At 61.3% G+C, this 22,299-nt stretch carries 17 protein-coding genes, 1 tRNA gene, 1 other RNA gene and 1 pseudogene; 12 read left to right on the top strand and 8 right to left on the bottom strand.

All coding sequences use genetic code 11. The features are described 5' to 3' along the window. Positions 1-25: 25 nt before the first annotated feature. Positions 26-1,366, bottom strand: coding sequence for a hypothetical protein (locus HMPREF2781_RS08730; protein ID WP_070645431.1), 1,341 nt, complete (start codon positions 1,364-1,366; stop codon positions 26-28). A gap of 58 nt (positions 1,367-1,424) precedes the next feature. Between HMPREF2781_RS08730 and gluQRS the strand changes: the two genes are divergently transcribed. Next, positions 1,425-2,366: a tRNA glutamyl-Q(34) synthetase GluQRS gene (gene gluQRS / locus HMPREF2781_RS08725; protein ID WP_070645430.1), complete on the top strand. Its 942-nt coding sequence runs from the start codon at positions 1,425-1,427 to the stop codon at positions 2,364-2,366. An 11-nt stretch (positions 2,367-2,377) separates the two neighbouring features. Beyond that, entirely contained in the window at positions 2,378-2,713 is a 336-nt protein-coding gene (locus tag HMPREF2781_RS08720; protein WP_070444250.1) for a hypothetical protein, read from the top strand. Between the two features lie 236 nt (positions 2,714-2,949). Here HMPREF2781_RS08720 and HMPREF2781_RS08715 read toward each other — a convergent pair. After that, a tRNA-Ser gene (locus HMPREF2781_RS08715) sits at positions 2,950-3,038 on the bottom strand. 166 nt (positions 3,039-3,204) lie between these two features. Here HMPREF2781_RS08715 and ffs point away from each other — a divergent pair. From ffs to HMPREF2781_RS12645, 8 genes are all read left to right on the top strand, one after another. Continuing rightward, positions 3,205-3,303: signal recognition particle sRNA small type (gene ffs / locus HMPREF2781_RS08710), an RNA gene on the top strand. Positions 3,304-3,384: 81 nt separating this feature from the next. Next, positions 3,385-4,656 carry an aspartate aminotransferase type Ic gene (locus tag HMPREF2781_RS08705; protein ID WP_010190010.1) on the top strand — a complete coding sequence of 424 codons (1,272 nt, stop codon included), beginning with the start codon at positions 3,385-3,387 and terminating at the stop codon, positions 4,654-4,656. Next, the gene (locus tag HMPREF2781_RS08700) at positions 4,604-5,218 is read left to right on the top strand and encodes a suppressor of fused domain protein (protein ID WP_246815703.1); all 615 of its coding nucleotides are present in this window, start codon (positions 4,604-4,606) and stop codon (positions 5,216-5,218) included. The genes HMPREF2781_RS08705 and HMPREF2781_RS08700 overlap by 53 nt, the downstream gene beginning before the upstream one ends. Before the next feature lie 32 nt (positions 5,219-5,250). Next, complete coding sequence (locus HMPREF2781_RS08695) at positions 5,251-7,848, top strand: DNA polymerase III subunit gamma and tau (RefSeq protein ID WP_083308551.1); 2,598 nt, start codon at positions 5,251-5,253, stop codon at positions 7,846-7,848. Positions 7,849-7,905: 57 nt separating this feature from the next. Continuing rightward, positions 7,906-8,286: a YbaB/EbfC family nucleoid-associated protein gene (locus tag HMPREF2781_RS08690; RefSeq protein WP_010190004.1), complete on the top strand. Its 381-nt coding sequence runs from the start codon at positions 7,906-7,908 to the stop codon at positions 8,284-8,286. Positions 8,287-8,399: 113 nt separating this feature from the next. Continuing rightward, complete coding sequence (gene recR, locus HMPREF2781_RS08685; protein WP_010190001.1) at positions 8,400-9,056, top strand: recombination mediator RecR; 657 nt, start codon at positions 8,400-8,402, stop codon at positions 9,054-9,056. A 482-nt stretch (positions 9,057-9,538) separates the two neighbouring features. After that, positions 9,539-9,913 (top strand): DUF6973 domain-containing protein, encoded by a 375-nt coding sequence (locus HMPREF2781_RS12815; RefSeq protein ID WP_371325732.1) that lies wholly within the window; start codon positions 9,539-9,541, stop codon positions 9,911-9,913. A gap of 255 nt (positions 9,914-10,168) precedes the next feature. After that, the gene (locus tag HMPREF2781_RS12645; protein ID WP_210386024.1) at positions 10,169-10,399 is read left to right on the top strand and encodes a hypothetical protein; all 231 of its coding nucleotides are present in this window, start codon (positions 10,169-10,171) and stop codon (positions 10,397-10,399) included. Between the two features lie 391 nt (positions 10,400-10,790). Here the strand turns inward: HMPREF2781_RS12645 and HMPREF2781_RS08680 are convergent, their stop codons facing one another. The 5 genes and pseudogenes from HMPREF2781_RS08680 to leuA all read right to left on the bottom strand — a co-directional run bounded on the left by HMPREF2781_RS08680 (position 10,791) and on the right by leuA (position 18,528). Then, on the bottom strand, positions 10,791-11,570 hold the full coding sequence (locus tag HMPREF2781_RS08680) for a type 1 glutamine amidotransferase (protein ID WP_070645426.1): 780 nt from the start codon (positions 11,568-11,570) through the stop codon (positions 10,791-10,793). Further along, the gene (locus tag HMPREF2781_RS08675; protein WP_070645424.1) at positions 11,563-12,852 is read right to left on the bottom strand and encodes a Mur ligase family protein; all 1,290 of its coding nucleotides are present in this window, start codon (positions 12,850-12,852) and stop codon (positions 11,563-11,565) included. The genes HMPREF2781_RS08680 and HMPREF2781_RS08675 overlap by 8 nt, the downstream gene beginning before the upstream one ends. Before the next feature lie 369 nt (positions 12,853-13,221). Continuing rightward, positions 13,222-14,427, bottom strand: a pseudogene (locus HMPREF2781_RS08670) (DNA polymerase III subunit epsilon); the annotation flags it as partial. 104 nt (positions 14,428-14,531) lie between these two features. Further along, entirely contained in the window at positions 14,532-16,382 is a 1,851-nt protein-coding gene (locus HMPREF2781_RS08665; protein WP_070645420.1) for a hypothetical protein, read from the bottom strand. A 331-nt stretch (positions 16,383-16,713) separates the two neighbouring features. Beyond that, positions 16,714-18,528: a 2-isopropylmalate synthase gene (gene leuA / locus HMPREF2781_RS08660; RefSeq protein WP_070645417.1), complete on the bottom strand. Its 1,815-nt coding sequence runs from the start codon at positions 18,526-18,528 to the stop codon at positions 16,714-16,716. A 271-nt stretch (positions 18,529-18,799) separates the two neighbouring features. Between leuA and HMPREF2781_RS08655 the strand changes: the two genes are divergently transcribed. Beyond that, positions 18,800-20,002, top strand: coding sequence for a mannosyltransferase family protein (locus tag HMPREF2781_RS08655; protein WP_070645416.1), 1,203 nt, complete (start codon positions 18,800-18,802; stop codon positions 20,000-20,002). On the opposite strand, the gene HMPREF2781_RS08650 is transcribed toward HMPREF2781_RS08655, so the two are convergent. Beyond that, on the bottom strand, positions 19,999-20,871 hold the full coding sequence (locus HMPREF2781_RS08650; RefSeq protein ID WP_070645414.1) for a DMT family transporter: 873 nt from the start codon (positions 20,869-20,871) through the stop codon (positions 19,999-20,001). The genes HMPREF2781_RS08655 and HMPREF2781_RS08650 overlap by 4 nt on opposite strands. Before the next feature lie 146 nt (positions 20,872-21,017). On the opposite strand from HMPREF2781_RS08650, the gene HMPREF2781_RS08645 reads away from it, so the two are divergent. Continuing rightward, positions 21,018-22,283: an aspartate kinase gene (locus HMPREF2781_RS08645; protein WP_070444232.1), complete on the top strand. Its 1,266-nt coding sequence runs from the start codon at positions 21,018-21,020 to the stop codon at positions 22,281-22,283. The last annotated feature ends 16 nt before the right edge of the window (positions 22,284-22,299 follow it).

Raw genomic sequence — 22,299 nt, 5'->3', positions numbered from 1 at the left:
GCCTAGGCCCCGTGCACCGCGGGGCTTAGGCCTTCTTGCGCAGCTCCTCGAGAGCGCGCACATTATTGGCCTTGGCAAAGAGGTTGAACGCAAGGTGGTACATCTTGCGCGCGCGGTCTGTTGCGTCGGCGGAAGAGTAGCGATCACCTAAAAGTTCGGCGACCTCCGCCATGGCGTTTTGCTCCGACGGCGTCGTGGCTTCGGCGACAGAATGCCGGTCCAAGAAATCGAGCAAAACCTGGGTGGATTTAAACATGTCCTGCGCCTGCAAGCGGAGGCTTTCGGAATACAGGACGGTCCACTTGGCGGATACGGGAAGGCTCTGGAGCTTGAGCGAATCCACGTAGCGCGAGGCCAAGATGTCATAGGCCTCCTCTGGATCGCTGTGGCGAACATCGAGGGCCACGGTCTTGAGCAAAGCATGGAGCTCGCCATCGAGGTCTCCGCAGCGTTGGAACTCGCGGGCAGCAGCGGCAAAGCAGGCCACGCGCTGCTCTAAGTCTGAAGAAGAGTGCTGTGCAGCATCGCTATAGAAGCGGGCTAGCATCACTGCGGGGAGCTGCTGGTACTCCTCGTCCGCCCGTGCGTTGGAGAGGATGGTGAAAGATTGCGTAGCCACGCGCTCGCAGTCGGCGGCAGAATTAGATGCCCACAGCGCGCCCACGGCGGACTCGAGGATGGTGCGGAGGATGTCACCCATCGTGGCCCCTGCGCCGTCGAAATCTCCTCCAGTGACGGCGTCGTTGATAGCCACGAATTCAGCAGCGTGTCCTTTCACTGCACTCGCTTCACCGCTTTTGGCAGATTCTAGGCGCTCTTGGAGCACGGCCAGTGATACATTGCTGTCGGTGCTTGAGGTGTTGCTGGCGGAGCCGGAGGACACCTCCGCGCTGGTGGGGGCGGATTCAGAGAAGTCTTTTTGGCTGGCCACGGTGCGCGCTGCGGCAATTTCATTCAACGCCGTGTCGTCGCCAGCTGCAGCGGCCTTGGCTGCGAATTTCTCTGCCGCTTCAGTGTTGTTGTTATCCAGCCATGCGCGGGCCACGCGGATATAGCCGGTAGCCACGAGCGCAGGCTGTCCGGTCAGCGCGCCCAGTGAGGCAATGGTGAGAGAATCGTCGATGTTCTCGATGGTGCCGGCAGCCACGCGAAGGGTTTCGCGGGCTTCTAGGTACTGGGCGGCGGGGACGGCGTCCTCCACGCTGCCCAAGAACCTGTCATCTGCGAGTACTCGGTTGATCTGCTCATCAATGTGGGCGGATTCATCGGTGGGGAGAGAAACCCCCGGCGCCTGGGCCCGCGCGAAGGCGAGCATCTTCTCGGCGTCGGCAGAATCAAGCAGGGGATACGTCGCATCAGAAGCCATGGGGGAGATTCTAGTAGAGGACCCCGACGCGCGCGGGACTCCTCGTAGACTGGTTGCCATGGATTTTCTCAGCCCCGCTGGGCGCTATGCCCCGAGCCCGTCCGGAGATCTGCATCTGGGTAACCTGCGCACGGCGTTGCTGGCTTGGCTCTACGCCCGAAGCAGTGGGCGCCGCTTCCTTGTTCGCGTGGAAGACATTGACACGCAGCGCTCCTCCCGGGAGTCGGCACAACGCCAGTTGGAGGACCTTGCCGCGCTCGGCCTGGACTGGGACGGGGAAGTCATCTACCAGCAGGATCGCTATGCGGCTTATGAGGCGGCGCTGGCGCAGCTTCCTACCTTTGAGTGTTACTGCTCGCGCAAAGATATCCAGGAAGCTTCCCGTGCGCCGCATGCTATTCCTGGGCAGTATCCGGGAACGTGCCGCGATCTCAGTGACGCCGAGCGCAAGGCCAAACGCGCCGAGCTCGCCGCCCAGAACCGCGTGCCCGCCATACGCTTGCGTGCTGACGTCTCCTCCTTCACCATCCATGACGCCTTCGCCGGCGAGTACACCGGGGAGGTGGATGACTTCATCTTGCGCCGTGGCGGCCAGCCCCCGGCGGATCCGAGCCAGGGTATGGACTGGGCCTATAACTTGGCGGTTGTCGTCGACGATGCCTTCCAAGGCGTCGATCAGATCGTGCGCGGCGATGACTTGCTGTCTTCCGCCCCGCGTCAGGCCTACCTGGCGCACAAGCTGGGCTATCCGGAGCCGGAGTTCGTTCATGTCCCGCTCGTGCTGAATTCGGACAACGTCCGCCTGTCCAAGCGCGATGGGGCAGTAACTCTCCGCCAGTTACTCGCGGAGCCAGGGCGGGAGATGGGCGATGTGCTTCGCCTACTCGCCCGCTCGCTGGGATATGACACCGAAGGGATTAACACCGCCGCGGACCTCCTCGAACGCTTTATCCCCGATAAGCTTTCACGGGAGCCCTTTGTCTGGGATGGAACGGTGTAGAACGGAGCAGCATGGAAGCCTTTGAGTACGCCCATCTGGAAGACGGTCTGGACTACCTCTATGACTTCTTCGAAGAGGACTTGGAGGAGCGCGTGCGCGCCGGGCGTGAGCTGCTGCCGGCGGGCATGGAAGACATCCTGGGGGATAGCACACTGGATGACTACGTGTGGCTCTGGATCAAAGAACCTGGGCCCAACGGTTTCCGCCAGTACCTGCGCGATGGCGGCTATGGCGAGGCCGAGGTGAAAGAGGCCTTCCTGCTTGCCCGCACCGAGTGGGGCATGAACACCCCGCCACACGTGGAGTGGCTCAAGGAAGACGGCTACGAGGCTCCCGAGTTCGATTAACAGCGTTTGGGTTGGATGGCACGGCTGGCAGACGGGCTGCAAAGAAACCAAAGTACTGACACCTTATGCGAAGAATCACATGTAATCACCTGGGGTTTTCCGTTTGGGGTCCCGCAAATGGTTCCCCTACTTTGGTTCCTTTTGCCCGGGCGGCTTAAGGGTTAAGGGTCTGCAGTGCTAAATGCGAGAAATCCCGGACCTCTTAGCGTGATGCTGTGAAGCCCGGGATTTCCCAGTGGCGGAGGATAGGGGATTTGAACCCCTGAGGGATGTGACTCCCGCACGCGTTCCAGGCGTGTGACATAGGCCGCTAGTCGAATCCTCCGCTGAGAAACATTACATGAGCCCCCTAATGAAGCAAAATCGCCAGGTCAGCGCGAAGAACTTGAGGATTTAGGGGCGCGAGGTAAGAAGTGCGCTTGGAAGCGGAGCGGGAGCCGGGCGGTGGGGGAGCGGTTTGGCGTCGACAAGCAAGGCACGCTAGGCTAGACCGCAGGATTCCGCGTGGCGTCCATCCTCTGAACTCCCCCAGGGCAGGAATGCAGCAAGGGTCAGGAGGCTCTGGCGGGTGCGCGGGGTCCCCTTTTATTTTGTGTGCTTTAACGCGGGGGATGTAACGGGGCGTTAGTATGGTTGCCATATGTCCGCACTACGTCCCGGAAGGAAGACGGATGTCTCTTCTTAATCTTGAAAAGTCCGAGCTTACTGAGCTTGCCGCGCAGGTGCGCAAGGACTACGAGGCCCTCAAGGCTGAGGGGTTGGAACTTGACTTGACCCGAGGAAAGCCGTCTAAGGCTCAGCTTGATCTGTCCAATGATCTGCTCGTCCTGCCGGGCCGCGGCCACTACACCGATGCCGCAGGCAATGACCTGCGTAACTACGGTAACCAGAAGGGCATCAAGGAGCTGCGTGAACTGTGGGGCAAGCTCACCAACATGGATCCGGAGCTCCTCATCGCGGCGGATTCTTCCTCCCTCAACATCATGTATGACCTCATCCTGTGGGCCTACACCTTCGGCACCAACAGCTCTGAGAAGCCGTGGTCCAAGGAAGAGACCATCAAGTGGATCTGCCCCACCCCGGGATATGACCGCCACTTCGCCATCACGGAATCCTTCGGCTTCGAGCTGATTTCGGTGCCGATGGAAGAAGACGGCCCGGACATCGAGGCGGTAGAGGAGCTGGCCAAGGACCCGCAGGTCAAGGGCATGTGGGTTGTGCCGATGTTCTCCAACCCTTCGGGCGCTGTCATCTCTGAAGAGAAGACTCGCCGCCTTGCAGCGATGGAGACCGGTGCACCGGACTTCCGCATCGTGTGGGATAACGCTTATGCCGTGCACACGCTGACCGAGGACTTCCCGGAGGTTCTGCCGATTCTGGAGATTGCAGAGCAGGAAGGTAACCCGGACCGCTTCTGGGCTATGTCCTCGTCGTCGAAGATCACCTTCGCTGGCTCCGGCGTGAGCTTCTTCGGATCCTCCGCGGACAACCTGAAGTGGTACCTGGAACATGCCGGAATCCGCGGCATTGGCCCGAACAAGATTAACCAGCTGGCACACTACGAGTTCTTTGGGTCCGCCGAGGGCGTGCGTGCGGTTATGCGCCGCCACGCTGCGCTGCTGGCGCCAAAGTTCGAAGCGGTTCTGCGCATCCTGGATAAGAACCTCACCCATCACGAAATCGCTGATTGGACCCACCCGGAGGGTGGCTACTTCATCTCCCTGAACGTGCTGGAGGGCACCGCGACCCGCGTGTGGGAGCTGGCCCGCGATGCCGGCATTCTCCTGACCAAGGCTGGCTCGGCCTTCCCCTACGGCAAGGACGAGAAGGACCACAACATTCGCTTGGCCCCGTCCCTGCCGCCGCAGGAAGAGGTTGAGGCAGCAATGGATGGCGTGGCCACCTGTGTGCTGCTCGCCGCACTGGAGAAGCTGGGGGCATAAGGCAATCAACTCTGACGAGACGGCCTACTGGCTCGACCAGATTATTCCCGCTGAACTGGCGTTTAAGAATGTCGAGGGGCAGCGCTTGGGCTTAGCTTCGCTGGAGGGTGAGCAGTCCCTTGCGGTCACTTGTGGCTTCGCCGACGTCGATACCGGCTTGGCGCACGCCGAGCAGGGGATCGATGTGCGCTGCGAGCTCCTCACCGTCGCCCGCACCAACCAGGCTGAAGCGGCTGCTGCAGTGAGTGCGGCAGCGGCATTGCTCACAGAGTCCGCAGGCTTGCTGCCCGCGCAGCCGGGTTTGCTCCTGCCCAAACTTTTTGCTGAAGGGGACGAGCGCTTCGCCCACGTGAGCGTGCGTCATGGCATGCTCATCGCTCCGTACCTGTGGGGTGGCCAGACCCCGCAGGTGGCGGAGGAGGACCGCCTGACACTGGTCTGCCAACTGCTGATGCTGAGCGACGCCGAGTACGCCTACGCCGTCGAGGAAGGCGTGCCGGCGCTGCAGCAGGCGGTGGCGGAGCAAGGCATCGATCTACTGGATTGGCAGCGCTCGGAGTGACGTGTCGGGGCGAGACGCTAGACTGACTAACCGTGGCTCTTTACCGGAAATATCGTCCAGCAACGTTCGCGGAAGTGGTAGGCCAAGAGCAGGTCACCACGCCGTTGTCCGCCGCCCTTGATGCGGGGCGCATTAACCATGCCTACCTCTTTTCCGGCCCGCGTGGCTGCGGAAAGACGTCGTCTGCGCGCATCATGGCCCGCTCGCTGAACTGCGAACAGGGCCCCACCTCTACGCCGTGCGGGGTGTGCGATTCCTGCGTCTCGCTGGCCCCTGGCGGCCCGGGCAACCTCGATGTCACGGAGCTCGACGCCGCCTCCCACAACGGTGTGGAGGATATGCGCGAGTTGCGTGATCGCGCCTACTACGCGCCGGCAGAGTCGCGCTACCGCATCTTCATCATCGATGAGGCTCACATGATTTCTGCCTCCGGTGCGAATGCCTTGCTCAAGGTTGTCGAGGAACCACCGGAGCACGTCATCTTCATCTTCGCCACGACGGAGCCGGAGAAGATCATCGGCACCATCCGTTCGCGTACCCACCACTACCCCTTCCGCCTGCTGACCCCGCCGGCGATGAAGGGGCTGCTGGAGCGCACCGTGGCCTCGGAGAACGTCCACGTGGATGACACCGTGTACCCCATGGTCATCCAGGCCGGCGGCGGGTCACCGCGTGACACGTTATCCATCTTGGACCAGCTGTTGGCGGGCGCGGGGCCCGATGGCTTGACCTACGATGTGGCCCGTCCGCTTCTGGGTGTCACGGACGAGGGCTTGCTGGATAACACGATTGAGGCTCTGGCTAGCCAGGATAAAGCGGGGCTTTTCCGGCTTGTCGACGATGTCATTGAAGCCGGCCACGATCCCCGTCGTTTTGCTATTGACCTCTTGGATCGTTTGCGGGATTTGATGATCTTGCAGGCCGTGCCATCCGCGTTGGAGGAAGGTTTGGTCTCGGCTCCGACTGACCGCGGGGAAGTACTGACTGCCCAGGCGCAGCGCTTCTCTGGCCCGCAGCTGGCCTACCTGGCGGAAACCGTCAACGAGCGCGTGTCCTCCCTGCGGGGAGCGACGTCCCCACGGCTACTTCTAGAAATTTTGTGTGCGCACCTCATCGTTGGTGCCGCCCCCGCAGCGGCAGCGGCCGGTCAGCTACCCACCGCTGCCCCGCAAGGTGCGGGAGCGCAGCCTTCGGCACCCGCAGGGCAGCCCACCGCGCCTGCACAGCGCCAGCAATCTGTGGTCGCCAGCGCCCAGGATCCCGCGGCCGCCGCTGCGGCGATCATCGCGCAGCGCCGCAGCCGTCAAGCAGCAAAGCAAGAGGCCCAGCAACAGCAACCACTGCAGCAACCGCAGCAGGCCGACAAGGCTCAGGAAGCAGTCCAGCAGGTGCAGCAGCCCCCAGCCCCCGAGGACTCGCAGCCCCAAGTGCCAGAGCGTCCTGCACAGCCGGAGGCGCAGCCTGAGCCGCAGCCAGACCAGGCTAAACAGCGCCAAGAGCCGCCGGAGCGCCAGCAACAGGAACAGCAGCAACAGGAGCAGACGGAACAACAAGAACAGGCTCAAGAACAGCATCCTGAGCCTGAGCAGCCGCACGACCCAGCCGCGGAGATTCGCGGGCGGTGGTCGGACCTGCGCGCCACCATTGGCCGTCGCAACAAGGTCGCTGAAATCATGCTTGCCGAAGCCCGTGTCCTCGGCGTGCGTGATGACACCCTGGTTCTTGGGCACACCACCGGTGCGCTGGCGGAACGCATCAATTCTCCAGGCACCAACGAGGTCATCGTGACCGTCCTTCAGGAGGAGCTCAACCGCACCCTGAAGGTCACGTGTGTCATCGGCACCGACCCGAAGGCCCACGGGTTCACGGTGACTGAGCCAGTTCAACGTACCCAGTGGAACCCCAACCAACCGCCACGTGAGGCCGCCGAGCCCGACGAGGAGGCAGAGAGTCCGGAGACTCAGGACAACGCTACTGATTCGCACTCTTCCGAAACTGCGCCAGCTTCCGCAGCCGCAACAGAATCTGATGAGGTCGACAAGACCAGCGAGCCCGAGGCGAAGGAACGCGGCGACGCTAGCGATGACCCGTGGGGCGCGCCGCGTCGGATCGGGCAGCAGGGGCCGTCGTCTGAAATGACGGCGGATCAGCCCCAGTCTCAGCACGGTGCGCGCGAGGAGGCGGGCACGCGACCGGAAGCTGCCCCGCGCGGGGCAGCAGTGCCCCCAAAGAGGGAGGCCCGTGGCAGCCAATGGCGATCACGCATCGCGCAAGCGAGCCAAGTAGCAGCCCAGCGGGATGAAGAGTTTTCCAAGGTTCCCAAGTTTGGCAACGGCGTTCCGCTGCCGCCGGAGCCGGGCCCGGACGAGGGTGAGTTCGAAGCACCACCGGAGAACTACGGTCCGCCGACAGGGATGGGTGGGGCGCCGGAAAGCGCAGGCCAAGCACCTGTCCCGCCGCAACAGTCTGCGCCTCAACAAGCTCCCGCCTCGCAGCCGGAATACACCCGCGCGGATGAGGAACGCGAGATGATGGAGGCCGCGCAGAACGCCGGCGAGATGGACCACCGCAATGCCACGGAAGTCGCGATGGAGCTTCTCGCACAGGAGTTGGGAGCGCGGCGGCTCTAGCGTGGCATCTGTACACTTGGCCCGTAGTGAAAATAACCGTGTGAAAGGATTTTTAGCATGACTGAGAACGACCCGATGCAGCAGGCAAATGACATGAACGAGATCCTGGCGCAGGCCGCCCGCGTCCAGGCTGAGCTGGAGAAGGCTCAGAAGGAAATCCTGGCCGCCACCGTTGAGGGTAGCGCTGGCAATGGCCTGGTGAAGGTCACCATGACCGGTGGCGCTGAGCTGCAGAGCGTGTCCATTGATAAGTCCGTCGTCGACCCGGAGGATATCGATACCCTTCAGGACCTCATCGTTGGCGCCTTCAAGGAGGCTCACGCTGCTGCTGGCCGCCTGGCCCAGGAGAAGATTGGCCCGCTGTCCCAGGGCATGGGGCAGTCCCAGCAGAACTACGATGGTCCGTCCATCCAGGATGTCTTCGGCGGCAACCAGTAAGTCGCGCGTTAGACTTAAAGGCCGTTGTTGCCCTCTTGCGGAGGGCGGCGCGGCCTTTAGTTGTGTCTCCGGCCGTCGCGGTCTAGGGGATTGTTGAGTGAGGGGAGCATTGCGTGTTTGAAGGACCTCTGCAGGATCTCATCGATGAGTTCTCGCGCCTGCCGGGTATTGGCCCGAAGTCAGCGCAACGCATCGCCTTCCACGTACTGCATCAAGACCCAGAGGAGATTGATCGCCTCCAGAAGGCGCTGGGAGCAGTGCGTGATGGTGTGACTTTCTGCCGCATCTGCTGCAATATTTCCCGCGAGGAAGTCTGCCGTATTTGCATCAATTCGCAGCGCGATGCTTCCACCATCTGCGTGGTGGAAGAGCCCAAGGACATTCAGGTTATCGAGCGCACCGGCGAATATGACGGCCGCTATCACGTGCTCGGCGGCGCACTCGATCCGTTGGCGAACGTGGGCCCGAAGGATCTCAACATCTCGCAACTACTGCAGCGCCTCGGCGGCGTGCTACCGGACCGAGAGCTGGCGGACTCCACCCCGGAGGAGCCGCTTTACGACGACTCCCCGGACATCACCGAGGTCATCCTCGCCACCGATCCCAACACCGAGGGCGAGGCCACCGCAGCTTATCTTGTGCGTCTGCTACGAGACTTCCCGGGACTGAAAATCACGCGCCTAGCTTCCGGCATGCCGCTGGGCGGCGACCTTGAGTTCGTCGATGAGCTGACGCTTTCGCGTGCGTTGAGCGGCCGCCTAACGGTTTAAACCGGCGCTTCAGAAAATAGAGAATTAACCGTTGAACTTTTTCGCCAGAGCTTCCATATCGGTAGGACTCATGGGGATTTCGGGTTTGGAAAAACAACTGCGGTAGCTGCCAAGATGATTCGCATAAACGTCCCGACCTGTTCCTGCGGCACGAATCTTGCTGTGGGGACTACTCGCATGGGCTAGTCGGTTTCCGAAATACTTGATTGCCCAGTCGAAATCCTTGAAATCTGGGTCATATTTGTAGGCTGAAATCCTTCCAAGTAGGGCAAAGATCCAATCTGCGCACTGAACTGTTTGGTAAAGATGGCTTTCTACTTCGAGCCGACCCGTACGGTTACTTCGCATCCCTGTCAGCTAATGAACAACGCGCAATCATTGCTGCAGTTGAACGTGCCAGGGTCACTGACATCAATCCTCAGGTAGCGCCTTTTGCGACCGCCCAGTCGGACCCCTACCGGATATATATCCAGGGCCTTGAAATGCTGTCCTGCATCGCGCTGGTCGATGTAGTATCATGCGGCATCGCCAATCAGGCAGCCACAACCGCGAGTATGGAAGCGCAGAACCGGTTTCCTGGCGCCACATCACTCCACAATGGAAAGGGCGATGTTTTTCGGCACTGCTCGTGGAATGCCCTGATGACGATGAGAATCGGTGCAGATGCAGCTGAACGCATTGCTACTAACCACGAAACTGTCGCTCAGGGGCCAGCGGATGAGACCAGCATGGACCTGTATAACAATGCCCAAGGTCGATTTCTTGGATTTGCTTTCGCAAGTAGTGGCGACGAAGCTTCTGCTCTGAACCAGTGCGCCCTCTGGGCTAGCATTGGACTGCTATCTCCACTTTCCTAGGATAGGCACGAGAAGGGGTTTATGTTAATGAGACGCATGATGGCGCGGATAGGGTTCACTAGTATTGTCTCCCTATTACTCTCCTCTTGTAGTTTTGATGACCCATTGGCTTCTCATCTCGCGTCCCTAGGACGATCGGGACATGCAATGCCCGTTACTGAGTCCATCACACTGGAGGAACTCTACGGACCAGAGTGGACTGAGTTTTCGCTCGTGTGCCCATATACTCCGTATCAAACAGTCAAAGAAACACTTATGGCTGATGATCCCCCTGTTCCAGAACACGGCTTCTCCGATCACGAAAACTTCCTCTTTCTTAGAGGAAAGGGCGACAGCGAACAATGGGTGAGGTTCTCTCGACAGGCTCTCGATCTGTGTTCTCCATCAAGTCCGTCTTCTTTAATCATGGAGTCAACGACAGTTGCTCTCACTTTTTCTCTGGATAATCCGGGTAGTGCTTGGATTCTAACCGGCTTGAACAAGTAGTCATATGGGCTCGCTGCTCCTGGGCAGTATCGGGAACACTCAGATTGGGGTCAGCGTGCACGCCCAGGCGATCATCGTCGCGGCCTTGAACGAGCAGTAGGATCGTCTTGATGGTGGCCAGCAACGGAGCATCGTGAACGCTCTGGACGCGTCTACCGCTGCGACTGAAGAGGCCGAAAAGTGGGCGAGGGATCGCCTTCGCCCTGCCGAATAACCCCGGCTAATCCACCCGCGAGGTTGACAAACTATATAGGAACACCCCCTGGATACGCGAAAGCTCGTGTGAACAACACGAGCTTCGGAAGTGGAGCACCTTAGTGCGTCCGTTGCCTACGGTACCGTGTGCCGAAGGTTGTGGTCAATCGGTTCAGTTAGTTACTTCTATTGATATCTAGCGCTGCGAGCGCGGCGGCTCCGAGGCGTTAAAACGCTCGGTGCGCAGCTGGTCAATGGCGGGGATGTTCAAGGGCTCAAGTTCGCTGAGCGCGACTCCCATGGCCTTGGCCAGCAGCAGATCCGCCAGCTGCGGGTTGCGCGCCAAGACGGGGCCGTGCATGTAGGTGGCGATAACGCTGCCCTGTACCGCGCCCTCGGCACCGCGCTGGACGGCCCTGTCGGAGAGGTCCAGAATGGCGGCGGTATCCGCATTGCCGGTTCCGCGCGTGAGCGTTCCCAGCGGTTGGGCGGCAGGCCCCAGGATGGTTGCACCCATGTGGTTCTCAAAACCGGTGAGCGGCTCGGTGAGCTCAGCGGTGATTCCGGCCTTGGTCGGTTCCGTGGATACCTCACCGATAGCGCGCTCGGTCATGGAGGCGGTGGTGGCGTCGATGAGCCCCACACCATCCACCACGCGGCCGGACGCACGGAAGGACTCGCCGAGTACCTGTAGGCCTGCGCAAATCGCCAGAATCGGGCGCTTCGCGGCCGCCGCGCGGGTCAGGCCGCCATCGGCGATGAGGTGCTCTGCGGCTAGAATCTGCGCGGTGTCCTCGCCGCCGCCAAGGGTGTAGACGTCGAGAGAATCCGGCACCGGCTCACCTAGCTTGATGGGCACGATCTCAGCCTCGTGGCCGCGCATGCGGGCGCGCTGGCGCAGGACCAGGGCGTTGCCGTCATCGCCGTAGGTACCCAGGATGTCAGGGAGGATGAGGCCAATCTGCAGGCTAGTCATTCGAGTGCTCCTTTGCTGCTGCGGCGGTGAGGGCCTTCTTCAGATCACGGAAGGCGGTGTAGTTGGCCAAGACCTCGATGCGGCCCTCCGGGCAGGATTGAATAGCGGCGAGTGGGTTTGCGATGAGCTCGTGCGAGATATCCGCATAGACCAAACGCACTGCGAGGTCGGTGCCGCGCTCACCCGCTGCCTTGACGGGAATACCTTCGAAGTCTTCGAAGCGCACGTCCCACAGCCAGGACATATCAATACCGTCGGCGACGTGGCCATTGGCGGCGATGACCAAGCCATCTGCCTCTCGGTCCACCATGGACAGCGCTTCCTGCCAGCCGGCCGGGTTCTTGGCCAGGAGGAGGCGAATCGTGCGCTTGCCCAGCGTGATGGTGGAGTAGCGTCCGGCCACATCATCGACGTCTTCCGCAGCGGCAATGGCCTTGTGGCGGTCCACGCCGAAAGCTTCGACCGCGGCGGCGACGGCTTGGGCAGCATTGCCGCGGTTCGCGCGGCCTGGGAGGGAAAGGCGCAGCTTATCGACGCCCTCCGGGCTCACCAGCCCGTCCTCCGTCACTGCCCAGGTGGGGGTGGGGCGTCGGAATTCGCGGCCGTCGGCAAGCGGCTTGACCGCGTGCCAGTCCTCGCCCTCGCGCACGATGTGGCCCCCAGTGCGCGGGCAAGTGACGGATTCACCCATCCAGCCGGCACCCGCGGAAACCCAAATGACATTCTTCGCGTCATAGGCCACGGAGGTCATGAGGACGTCATCGCAGTTGGCGATGACGAGCATGTCCGGGTGGGCCTCGACGGCGCCGCGCAAGGCGCGCTCAATCTTGTTGATCTCCCCCACGCGGTCCAGCTGGTCGCGGGAAAGGTTCAGCAGCACCAGCGCGGTGGGGTTGAGATTATCCGCGACGTGGGGAACGTGAAGCTCGTCTACCTCAAGGACTAGATGGCTTGCATCTTTGCCGGCCAAGAGTGCGGAGATGATTCCCGCATCCATGTTGTCGCCACCATCGTTGGTGGCCACGGTGTGTTCGGCGCGCACTGCGGCGGCCAGCATGCGCGTGGTCGTGGACTTGCCGTTGGTTCCGGTGACCAGGATAGCCGGGCGCTGCTTGGCCAAGTTCTGCATGATGGTGGGGTCGATGGCATTGGCGATGAGTCCGCCAATCATGCCGCCCGCGCCGCGGCCCGTGGCGCGCGAGGCGGTGGTGGCCAGCGCCGCAGCGGTGGTAGCAACCGCAGTGCGCGCGGAAGAAAACGCGCTTCGGAAGTTAAAATTCATGTTCCCCAGAGTAGTCGGGGGACCTTAGCTATCGGTGTTGTGTGAGCGGTTGTGTCCCGAGTTTTGCTGCTTCTGGTGGTTGCCACTACCGCGGCGGCCACGTCCACCGCGCCGGCGACGGCGGCGACCTTTATTGCCGCCCCTGTTCCGGTTGTTCGAGTCGGAGTCCGACTGGGCGCGCTTGTCACTCGCAGATCCGTCGGACGAAGAGCCCTGGTGCTTCTTCTGCGCGTGTTCCTGCTTGGCAGAGTGCTGAGTACCGGAGGACTTGCGGCGCGAGCGGCGGCGGTTCTTGTTCGTGGAACGATTGCGGTTGGATTGTCCGCTGCTGTGGCGTCCGCCCGAGCTACCCGTTGACTTAGACCCGGATTCTTCCTCTGACTCCGTGGGTTCCTCGATGCGCTCGAGAGCGGCAAGGAAGGCAACGTCGGACATCAGGGGGATGTCCTTGCGGTGAGCGTGCATGGGCTTGCCCACGAGGTTGGTGGTGATGTTGCAGACCACCAGGGACGTTTCTCGGGTGAGCTTTTCAGAGTAGTTGAGCTCCTCGCGGGCTAGGGCGGCGATGATGGTATCGGGGTCCTCGGTGATTTCCGGGGCTACAACGATCTCCATGCCGCGGATGAGCTCCTTGCCGGGCACATACGCGCCAGGGTTGTGGTGCTGGCGGGGCGCTTCAGCAGCGTCGACGCGGACGTGGGAACGCTGCAGCCCAAAACGGTCCGCTCGCAGATCATCCGGTGCTGCACTGCTCAGTGGGCCTGAAGCTTGCGCGCGATAAAGATCCACAAGCAGGCGGGTTGCTTCGCGGGAGGTCTCCTTCTCCGGCTTCTGCGCACGTTCGACGCTGGCCGTGGGGTCAGGCGCCGGAAGGCCGGTATCGCGAGCAACTGCTGCCAGACGAATATCGGTGCCCCACACGCTTTGGCGACGAGCCGTGGCGAGGGTATCCACGATCGCCACTGGGGTGGGAACGTGTCCCACCTTGAATCGGCGGCGCCGGCCCTTGCCGCGGTTGCGATTGCGCGCGCGGTTTTGGCGGGCGGCGGCGGTCATTGCGCGGCGTGCCTCTGAGACGATGAAACCCCAGGTGTAGGGGGCGTCGTGGACGATGAGAGTGCGGCCATCGATGAGCCGGTCCAGTGGTTTGAGGAGCATGGAAAAGGACTGTCCTGCCTGGACTTCCTCAGCACTGAGACCGTGCAGGTGTTTAGGGCCTGGGTCCTCGCCCGGATTGATGACGGCGTGGAACTCTTGGCCGATTTCGCCTTCGGCGTTGAGGGTTAGCGCATCCACAGTGAGCAGTCTGCCGGTGGAAGGGTGGATGCCGGTGGTTTGGATGGTCAGCGCCACGAAGGGGAAAGCTGCGAGGGCTTCCTCGCGGGCGGTGGCCTTGTCCTTGTTGTCGTCCTTGTGCGGCTGGGCCGTTTGTTGCTCATTCCCGGTCTGCTTTTGGGCAGCCTGGTGCGGGCGTGGTCCCGGCTTCGGGGCGTTGGTGTTCGGTGACGCCGCGGCCGGCGTCCCTGCTGCGCCAGGCTGCGCTGCAGGCTTGGTGGGGCCGGGTGTCGTAGTCATTGTTCACAGTTTAGTACCCAACTGCGAGGAAGCTGGAAAGGGCACACGTGAAGCGGTGCGAACCACCTAAATGGAAGTAAGGGTGGCGCTACGCGCTGAGGTGACTAACCGAATTCGATGATGATGACCCAGCCGTCGCGGTCAGGCGTTGGCTCTGGAGTTGGGTCCGGTGTGCGGCTTGGTTCAGGAGTGCGCTCTGTGCTCGGCTTTGGCTTGGGCGTTTCGCTGGGCTCGGGCGTGGGCTCAGTGGTCAGTTCCGACGTTGGTGTCTCGCTCGGTTCGGGAGAGATCTTTGGCGTGCTGCTCGGTTCGGAGGTGTGCTCAGGCTTCGGCGAGGACTCAGTGGTCGGCTCTGAGGTGGGCGTTTCGCTCGGCTCGGGAGAGGACTCGGTGGTTGGCTCTGACGTGAGGGAATCGCTGGGCTCGGAAGTTATCGGCGCAGCCGTGGTCGACGGAGCTGGTTCAGACGTACGTGGGGTAGCCGTCGGAGTGGTGTTCGGAGCCGCCGAAGTTGGGGTCGCCTTCTGAGTCGGCGTAGAGCTAGGTTCGCTCGTGCGCGTGGAAGGGGTGTTCTTCTCCGGCTCTTCGGGCTGAGTCTCTGCTTCCGGCGTTGCGGGCACTTCGTGGCTGCTGCGAGGGGAAGGAGTCACTTCCTCAGGCGCAGCCAGCTCTGCATGTTGAGTGGGCTCTGCTGGTTCAGTTGGCTCAGGCTGCCCGGTCAGCTCAGTTGGCTCTGCCGAGGCGGAGAAAGCAGTGTTCTCGATGGCGCGGGATGTGGTCGCAAGACTGTGATGCTCAGGGCGGTGAATCCCTGCGGCGGTGCCTTCGGTCTCCTCTTCTGCCCAGGCGGAAGGTTCGCTGTCAGCTTCTGCATCATTGGCCGGGCTCGGAGCCGGCAGCGACGTGGTATAGCCCTCCAGAACCGAGTCGGTGACATGGTCATGGGCGGGATGCATTGCGCGCACTGAGGAGACAAAGCTAGCGGTGCCGCCGACGAGTACAGCGACACTTGCTGCGCAGGCTAGCTTGAGCCCGGTGCCAGCGACAGCGATCTGGGTTCCAGTCGTCGCGGCAGCCCCAACTGAATTCAGGGAGAGGGCTTGTGCACCCTTTGTAACAGCGGAACCAGTGGTCTGTGCCGCACCCGCTGCCTTGGAGCTGCCGATAGGTGCGATTGTTGCGTGTGCCTTGGCGGTACTTGCCGCCGTCGCGGCAGCCGCTCCCGCGGCAGCGGCGATGACGCCTGCGGTTTTCACCGCAAAACTGGTGTTTGGTGTTCCATCTTCGGTGTAGAGAGTTAACGTTGGGGCTTCGGCATCTGGGGTGAAGTAGGCGCGAGCAATTGCGATGAGACCCTCGTGTTTGAATCCCGTGATGGTATCGCTCAACTGCGAGGCTTGATCGCGCGGAATGGTGGCGACGAGTTCGTCATCTAGGTGAACCTCGATGGCACGGCGGAAAAAGTGCCGGCGGTTGGACAAGCGCACGAGGAGATGGGCGGGGTGCTTCGGCAAAGAGTGCGTGGTCGCCGAAAAATCAGTGATATGCAGTGCGCGGTCACCGTTGAGCATGCCCCAGCGCTGGGCTGGGGGGATATTGAAGGGAACGCACAGGCCTGGTTCGGGGAGGAGAACCTCAAACACCGGGATGGATTCCTCTGCCGCATCTTCGCGGAGCGCGATCTCTGCGGTGGCCTGAGGAGTTAATCCCGCACCGATGATCGAGTCCAGCTCTGCATAAGCGGCAGACTGGGAGGCGGGAATGACGCCGACGATTTCCCCTCCATGCCGGACACGGAAGCCGGAGCTGGAGTGCCCACACAAGGTAACGGGGAGATGGCTATTTTCTGCTGAAGAGAACAGCTGTAAGAACATCTCTGGGTTGACGGCGTCAACCGTAAGGCGGCGGGGTTCACCAAAACCACGGTGGGGGACCACGTAGTTGGTGACCGTCATACTATTCGCCTTCGTTACTCGTACCGTGCCGAATTCGCTAGGTGTGAAACCGTGCGCAGTAGGGAATGTCGTAGCGTGGACTTAAATCCATTTAACCGCACAAGATGCTCAAATTGTTCTTGTGAAAAATTATCTTTGTTGATTATATAACTCGCCGTGGTGGGCTACAACAGTGCATATCCAGCACAGCGTTGCAAGGGGAAACATTAGCAAAAGAGATTGTGCTGGGGATTATACGCAAAGGAGGAGGTCGGGTGATGAGGCCGAGCTCCTCCTTCTTCTTCTTCTGCTGCTGCTGCTTCTTCCGGCTGGTCGGCGGATGTGGTCAGCGTTAGTCCGCGCGGTTGACGGCAGAGGTAATCGCGTTGATGGACGCGCGCGTCGTGGAGCCGGCGATGCCGGCACCCCATACCTGGGCGCCGTTGACTTCGGCGGCAATGTAGCAGGCTGCCTCCGCATCGTCACCGGAGGTGCGGGACTGCTGGGAGTAGTCGATGACCTCAAAATCAATTCCGACATCCTCCAAGGCATTAGCGTATGCGGCGATAGGGCCGTTGCCGGTGCCTGAGACGATGCGCTTTTCACCGTTGAAGACGATGGTTGCGGTTACCTTGGCATCCTCATCCTCCGTGGTGGAGTTGTCCACCTGGAAGGAGACCAGCTCCAGCGGGGAAGTGCGCTCCAGGAATTCGTTGGCAAAGATGTCCCACATGTTCTTGGAGTTGACCTCGCCGCCCTCGGCATCGGTCACCGCTTGGACCACGGAGGAGAACTCCGCCTGCATGGCGCGTGGCATGTTGATGCCGTGATCGGTCTTCATGATGTAAGCAACGCCGCCCTTGCCGGACTGCGAGTTGACGCGAATGACCGCCTGGTAATCGCGGCCGACATCCTTCGGATCGATGGGCAGGTAGGGGACTTCCCAGGTGGTTTCCTGCAGCTCTTCCCAAGAAACCTCGGTGTTGTTCGCGCCTGGGCGCACCTCCTGTGCCAGGGCGTCCAGGCCCTTGTTGATGGCGTCCTGGTGCGAGCCGGAGAAGGCCGTAAATACCAGTTCGCCGCCGTAGGGGTGGCGCTCCGGTACGCGCAGCTGGTTGCAGTATTCCACGGTCTCGCGGATCTTCGGCAGATCGGAGAAGTCGATCTGCGGATCCACTCCCTGGGTCAGCATGTTCAGTCCCAGGGTAACGATGTCCACGTTGCCGGTGCGCTCACCATTGCCGAACAGACAGCCCTCGATGCGGTCTGCACCGGCCATGTAGCCCAGCTCAGCGGCGGCGATGCCTTCGCCGCGGTCGTTGTGGGGGTGCAGGGACATGATGATGGAATCACGTCGAGCAAAGTTGCGGTGCATCCACTCGATCTGGTCGGCGTAAACGTTCGGGCTGATCATCTCAACGGTGGAAGGCAGGTTGATGATCATGGGGTTTTCTGGAGTTGCCTCCATGATGTCGACAACGGCATCGCAGACCTCAACAGCAAAGTCCAGTTCGGTTCCTGTGAAGGATTCCGGCGAGTATTCCCAGCGCCAGTTGGTGTCCGGGTAATCCTTGGCAATGCTCTTGATGAGCTCCGCAGCGTCCGTTGCCAGCTTCTTAATGGCCGGGCGGTCCTTGCGGAAGACCACGCGGCGTTGCAGCTTCGAGGTGGAGTTGTAGAAGTGCACGATGACGTTCTTTGCGCCTTGGCATGCCTCGAAAGTGCGGCGGATCAGGTGCTCGCGGGCCTGTACCAGGACCTGAATGGTGACGTCTTCCGGAATCTTGTTGCCCTCGATAATCTCGCGAACGAAGTCGAAATCCGTCTGAGAGGCGGAAGGAAAGCCCACCTCGATTTCCTTGTAACCCATCGTGACCAGCAGGTCGAACATGCGGTGCTTGCGCTCGGGGCTCATCGGGTCAATGAGGGCCTGGTTGCCGTCGCGCAGGTCCACCGCGCACCACTGCGGAGCCACGGTGATTTTCTTATCCGGCCACGTGCGGTCAGGCAGGCTAACCGGCTCGACCTCTTCGGCGAAGCTCTGGTAGCGGTGAACTGGCATCGAGGAACCGCGCTGTTTGTTCCAGGCAGGTTGGTTGTCATTGCGCGGGCCGGCTGGGGTGGTGATTTCGCGGGGAGCGGAGATGAAAGAATCGTTGGGGGACATAGTGTTGGTCTCTTCCTTATGTGAGGCGTGTGTTTCGCTGTGTCGCTGTGATGAGCAACTGTGGAGCGAATCGTGGGGAACGGCCAGCTGCGGTGTGTGTTGGCATCACCACGCTCCGCGACGGGGCGCTGGCCGTAAAGCTACAAACCTAAATCCCGCCGCGGCTACTAAGGAGAAGAGTGTGCCGCAAAGTCATGTGAGCCACAATACAACGCTTCTCATTGTGTGGCAACTGATTTCACATATTGGGACGTGGTGCGGTGTGGATAGGATGTGTGGCGTGCACGAAGAAAACTCCACAAAGACGAGACCGGAACCTCGGGCGGATACCGCAGTAGAAGGCGCCCTATCAGCTGCTGCCTCCCCGGCAGGTGCGCAGGGGAGGCTAGCGCTTCTGTCGGTTGCTGTGCTGGTCGCGGTTGTCGGCACCGCAGTGCGTATCACTGTTCTCGGCGTCACTGCCGCCGTTAATGAACAGGAAATGTGGGATCGGCTCACAGCCTGGGATTCCAAGTACTACCTGGAAATCGCACGCGCGGGGTATTTCGACGCCGACATCAACACGGATGGCCCGGTCCATGAAATCACTATGGCTTTCTTTCCGGGCTTTCCCATGCTGCTGCGGGTGCTGGGCTGGACTGGAATCAGTCTGGAGATAGCCGCGCTCATTGTTAACACCGTGCTTACTGCAGTCATGGCCGCCGGAGTCATTGTTTTGGCGCGGCGCGTGGGTGCGCAGCGTCGTGGGCAATGTGCAGCGGCCCTCGTGGTGAGCAGCGCACCGATGTCTATCGTATTTTCGATGCCCTATACCGAGGCCCTTTTCGGTGCCCTCGTGGTGTGGGGGCTTATAGCCTTAGATGATCACGCCTGGTGGCGTGCAGCGGCATTCGGCTTCGCCTTATCCTTCGTTCGGTTGACCTCCGTCGACTTCCTCGCCGTCTTTGCTCTGTGGGTGCTCATTTATGGGCGGCGCTCCTGGCAGGCGTGGCTTGGTGTCGTCGTCGCAGCGCTCCCGCTACCGGCATATCTACTGTGGACGCAGCGTTATTTGGCAGATGCTGGTGGCTACTTCGGGATTCAAACTGAGCATTGGAATTCCACCTTTGATGGCGGTGTGGCAACCGTGCAGTTCGTGTGGGAAACCCTGACTGAGAACAACGACGTGGGCTACCTGCTCACCACCCTGGTGATCGTGGGCGTTCCTGTGCTGCTGGTGGCAGCATGGGGGAGGGTTACCCCGGTGGCCTGGTGGTTTAGTGCTGCGCTTTGCGCGAATGTGCTGCTTTCCGACGGCATCATGCACTCGCGCCCGCGTCTCCTCCTGCCCGCCATTATCTTGATCCTGCCGTGGGTTGTGCGAGCGGCTAGTGCCCTGCGGCCGCGCGTGCTGTGGGCTGCCTGTGGTGCATGGGTCCTGTGGTCAGCGTGGTTCTCCGCGTATATGCTGGTGGTCTTTGAGTGGGCGATCTAGCGCGGGCTTTGCTCCGCGCGCTGAGTGCTTCCCGGGTTGACCGGAACGCGCGATAAGACGATCGTCGCCGAGATCATGATGATGAGTGAAGCGCCCATCACGCACCATCCCGCAACGCTCTCGACCTGAAATTTTTCACCCAGGACCCAGTAGCCTAAGCCGAAAGCCACGATGGGCTCCATGATGGTCATGGCGGGAAGGGAGTGCGCCAAGGCACCGGCGTGGAAGGAATACTGCTGGATGACCGTGCCGGAAGCCGCCAGTCCGATGAGTGCGTATAGCTCCCAACTGGCTAGCAATGTTGCGATGCCTTGGTGGGAGAGGACGTCAACCACCGCTTTTGCTACGAGCGCCACGTAGCCGTAGAGGATGCCGCAGGCGGCGCCGAGTGCCAGCGCGGATTCCTCCGGCCGGTTATAGGCCGCCACAAAGAGCGCGGTGAGTGTCAGCGCGCCGAGGGCGAAGGCGGGCCACCATTGGGACCAGGTGGGCGTCGTCAAGCCTGCGGTGGGGCGCCCGTAGACCACCATGATGCTCACTGCGATGGTCAGCGTCAGGCACCAGAAGATCTCCCGCGGCGGCATCGGCCGGCGGGAATACCACGCAGCAAGCGGCAGCGTGAACATGAGGGATAGGACAAGGATGGGCTGCACGATGAGCAGTGTGCCGAAATGGAGCGCGATGAGCTGCAAGGCATAGGCGACAATGGCGGCACCGGTGCCAACCCACCACAGGGGCGTGCGAATTGCAGTGCGCATGACGCTGCGGGAGCTGGCGTCCAACACGATGCGGTGGCGTATGACAGTTCCCCAGGCCACGACTAGTGCCGAGGCCAGTGCGAACGCAATGGCGACCAGGTTTGAAAACACTGTTTCTACCCTACCTGGAATTAATACCCAGTACGTGTTTCGATGGTAGCCAAAGGGCGGTAGGCTAAAGGAGTTGACTGCCGGTCTATAGGTATTGGGCGGTGAACAGATATTGGCCCTCACAGACAGGAAAGGTGGGACCATCAGTGGCCCTAGTCGTACAGAAATACGGGGGATCCTCCCTCGAAAGCGCAGAGCGCATTCGCGCGGTGGCGGAGCGCATTGTGGCGACGAAGAAACAGGGCAACGACGTGGTTGTCGTGTGCTCCGCCATGGGGGATACCACCGATGAACTCCTAGACCTTGCGGCCCAGGTCAATCCCGTCCCGCCGCAGCGCGAGATGGACATGTTGCTGACTGCCGGCGAGCGCATCTCCAATGCGCTCGTTGCCATGGCGGTGGAGTCCTTGGGCGCGCAGGCTCAATCCTTCACCGGCTCCCAGGCCGGCGTGCTCACCACCGAGCGCCACGGAAACGCCCGCATTGTCGACGTCACCCCGGGCCGCCTTACCGAAGCGCTGGAAGAAGGCAAGATCTGCATCGTTGCGGGTTTCCAGGGTGTCAATAAGGAATCGCGTGATGTCACCACCCTCGGCCGCGGCGGTTCAGATACCACCGCGGTGGCGCTGGCGGCAGCACTTAAGGCCGATGTGTGTGAGATTTACTCCGATGTCGACGGCGTTTACACCGCCGACCCTCGCATCGTCCATAACGCCAAGAAACTCGACCAGCTTTCCTTTGAAGAGATGTTGGAACTGGCGGCCGTCGGCTCCAAGATTCTGGTCCTGCGCAGCGTCGAGTACGCTCGCGCGTTCAACGTTCCCCTTCGAGTTCGCTCGTCTTATTCAACCGACCCCGGCACGCTGATTGCCGGATCAATGGAGGATATCCCCGTGGAAGAAGCAGTACTTACCGGTATCGCCACCGACCGTTCCGAGGCCAAGGTCACCGTTTTGGGCATTCCGGACCGCCCCGGCGAGGCAGCCAAGGTCTTCCGCACCATCGCGGACGCTGAGATCAACATCGACATGGTGCTGCAAAACGTCTCCTCCCTGGAGTCCGGCACCACCGACATCACCTTCACTTGCCCGCGCTCCGATGGCCCGAAGGCAATGGAGATCCTGGCCAAGCTCAAGGAGGAGGGCCACTGGGCCAACGTGCTGTACGACGACCAGGTGGGCAAGGTCTCCCTCGTCGGCGCAGGCATGAAGTCCCACCCGGGTGTCACCGCCGACTTCACGGAAGCGTTGCGTGATGCTGGGGTCAACATGGAGCTCATCTCCACCTCCGAGATCCGCATTTCCGTGCTGACCCGCGAGGCCGATCTCGATAAGGCAGCCATTGCTTTGCATGAGAAGTTCCAGCTGGGTGGCGAGGAAGAGGCCACCGTTTATGCTGGTACCGGACGCTAAAGTTTAAGGAGTTAAG

Source organism: Corynebacterium sp. HMSC062A03 (assembly GCF_001811145.1).
GTDB lineage: Bacteria > Actinomycetota > Actinomycetes > Mycobacteriales > Mycobacteriaceae > Corynebacterium > Corynebacterium aurimucosum.
The sequence above is the reverse complement of the archived record's forward strand: the minus strand, read 5'-3'. Positions and strand labels throughout refer to the sequence as shown.

Coding starts and splice junctions, on each gene's coding strand:
- HMPREF2781_RS08665 (WP_070645420.1), bottom strand. CDS start 16,382: ATGACGGTCACCAACTACGTGGTCCCCCACCGTGGTTTTGGTGAACCC.
- HMPREF2781_RS12815 (WP_371325732.1), top strand. CDS start 9,539: ATGCTGTCCTGCATCGCGCTGGTCGATGTAGTATCATGCGGCATCGCC.
- HMPREF2781_RS08700 (WP_246815703.1), top strand. CDS start 4,604: ATGGCGTGGCCACCTGTGTGCTGCTCGCCGCACTGGAGAAGCTGGGGG.
- HMPREF2781_RS08655 (WP_070645416.1), top strand. CDS start 18,800: ATGTGTGGCGTGCACGAAGAAAACTCCACAAAGACGAGACCGGAACCT.
- HMPREF2781_RS08680 (WP_070645426.1), bottom strand. CDS start 11,570: ATGACTAGCCTGCAGATTGGCCTCATCCTCCCTGACATCCTGGGTACC.
- HMPREF2781_RS08720 (WP_070444250.1), top strand. CDS start 2,378: ATGGAAGCCTTTGAGTACGCCCATCTGGAAGACGGTCTGGACTACCTC.
- leuA (WP_070645417.1), bottom strand. CDS start 18,528: ATGTCCCCCAACGATTCTTTCATCTCCGCTCCCCGCGAAATCACCACC.
- HMPREF2781_RS12645 (WP_210386024.1), top strand. CDS start 10,169: ATGGCTGATGATCCCCCTGTTCCAGAACACGGCTTCTCCGATCACGAA.
- HMPREF2781_RS08675 (WP_070645424.1), bottom strand. CDS start 12,852: ATGAATTTTAACTTCCGAAGCGCGTTTTCTTCCGCGCGCACTGCGGTT.
- HMPREF2781_RS08730 (WP_070645431.1), bottom strand. CDS start 1,366: ATGGCTTCTGATGCGACGTATCCCCTGCTTGATTCTGCCGACGCCGAG.
- HMPREF2781_RS08705 (WP_010190010.1), top strand. CDS start 3,385: ATGTCTCTTCTTAATCTTGAAAAGTCCGAGCTTACTGAGCTTGCCGCG.
- gluQRS (WP_070645430.1), top strand. CDS start 1,425: ATGGATTTTCTCAGCCCCGCTGGGCGCTATGCCCCGAGCCCGTCCGGA.
- HMPREF2781_RS08690 (WP_010190004.1), top strand. CDS start 7,906: ATGACTGAGAACGACCCGATGCAGCAGGCAAATGACATGAACGAGATC.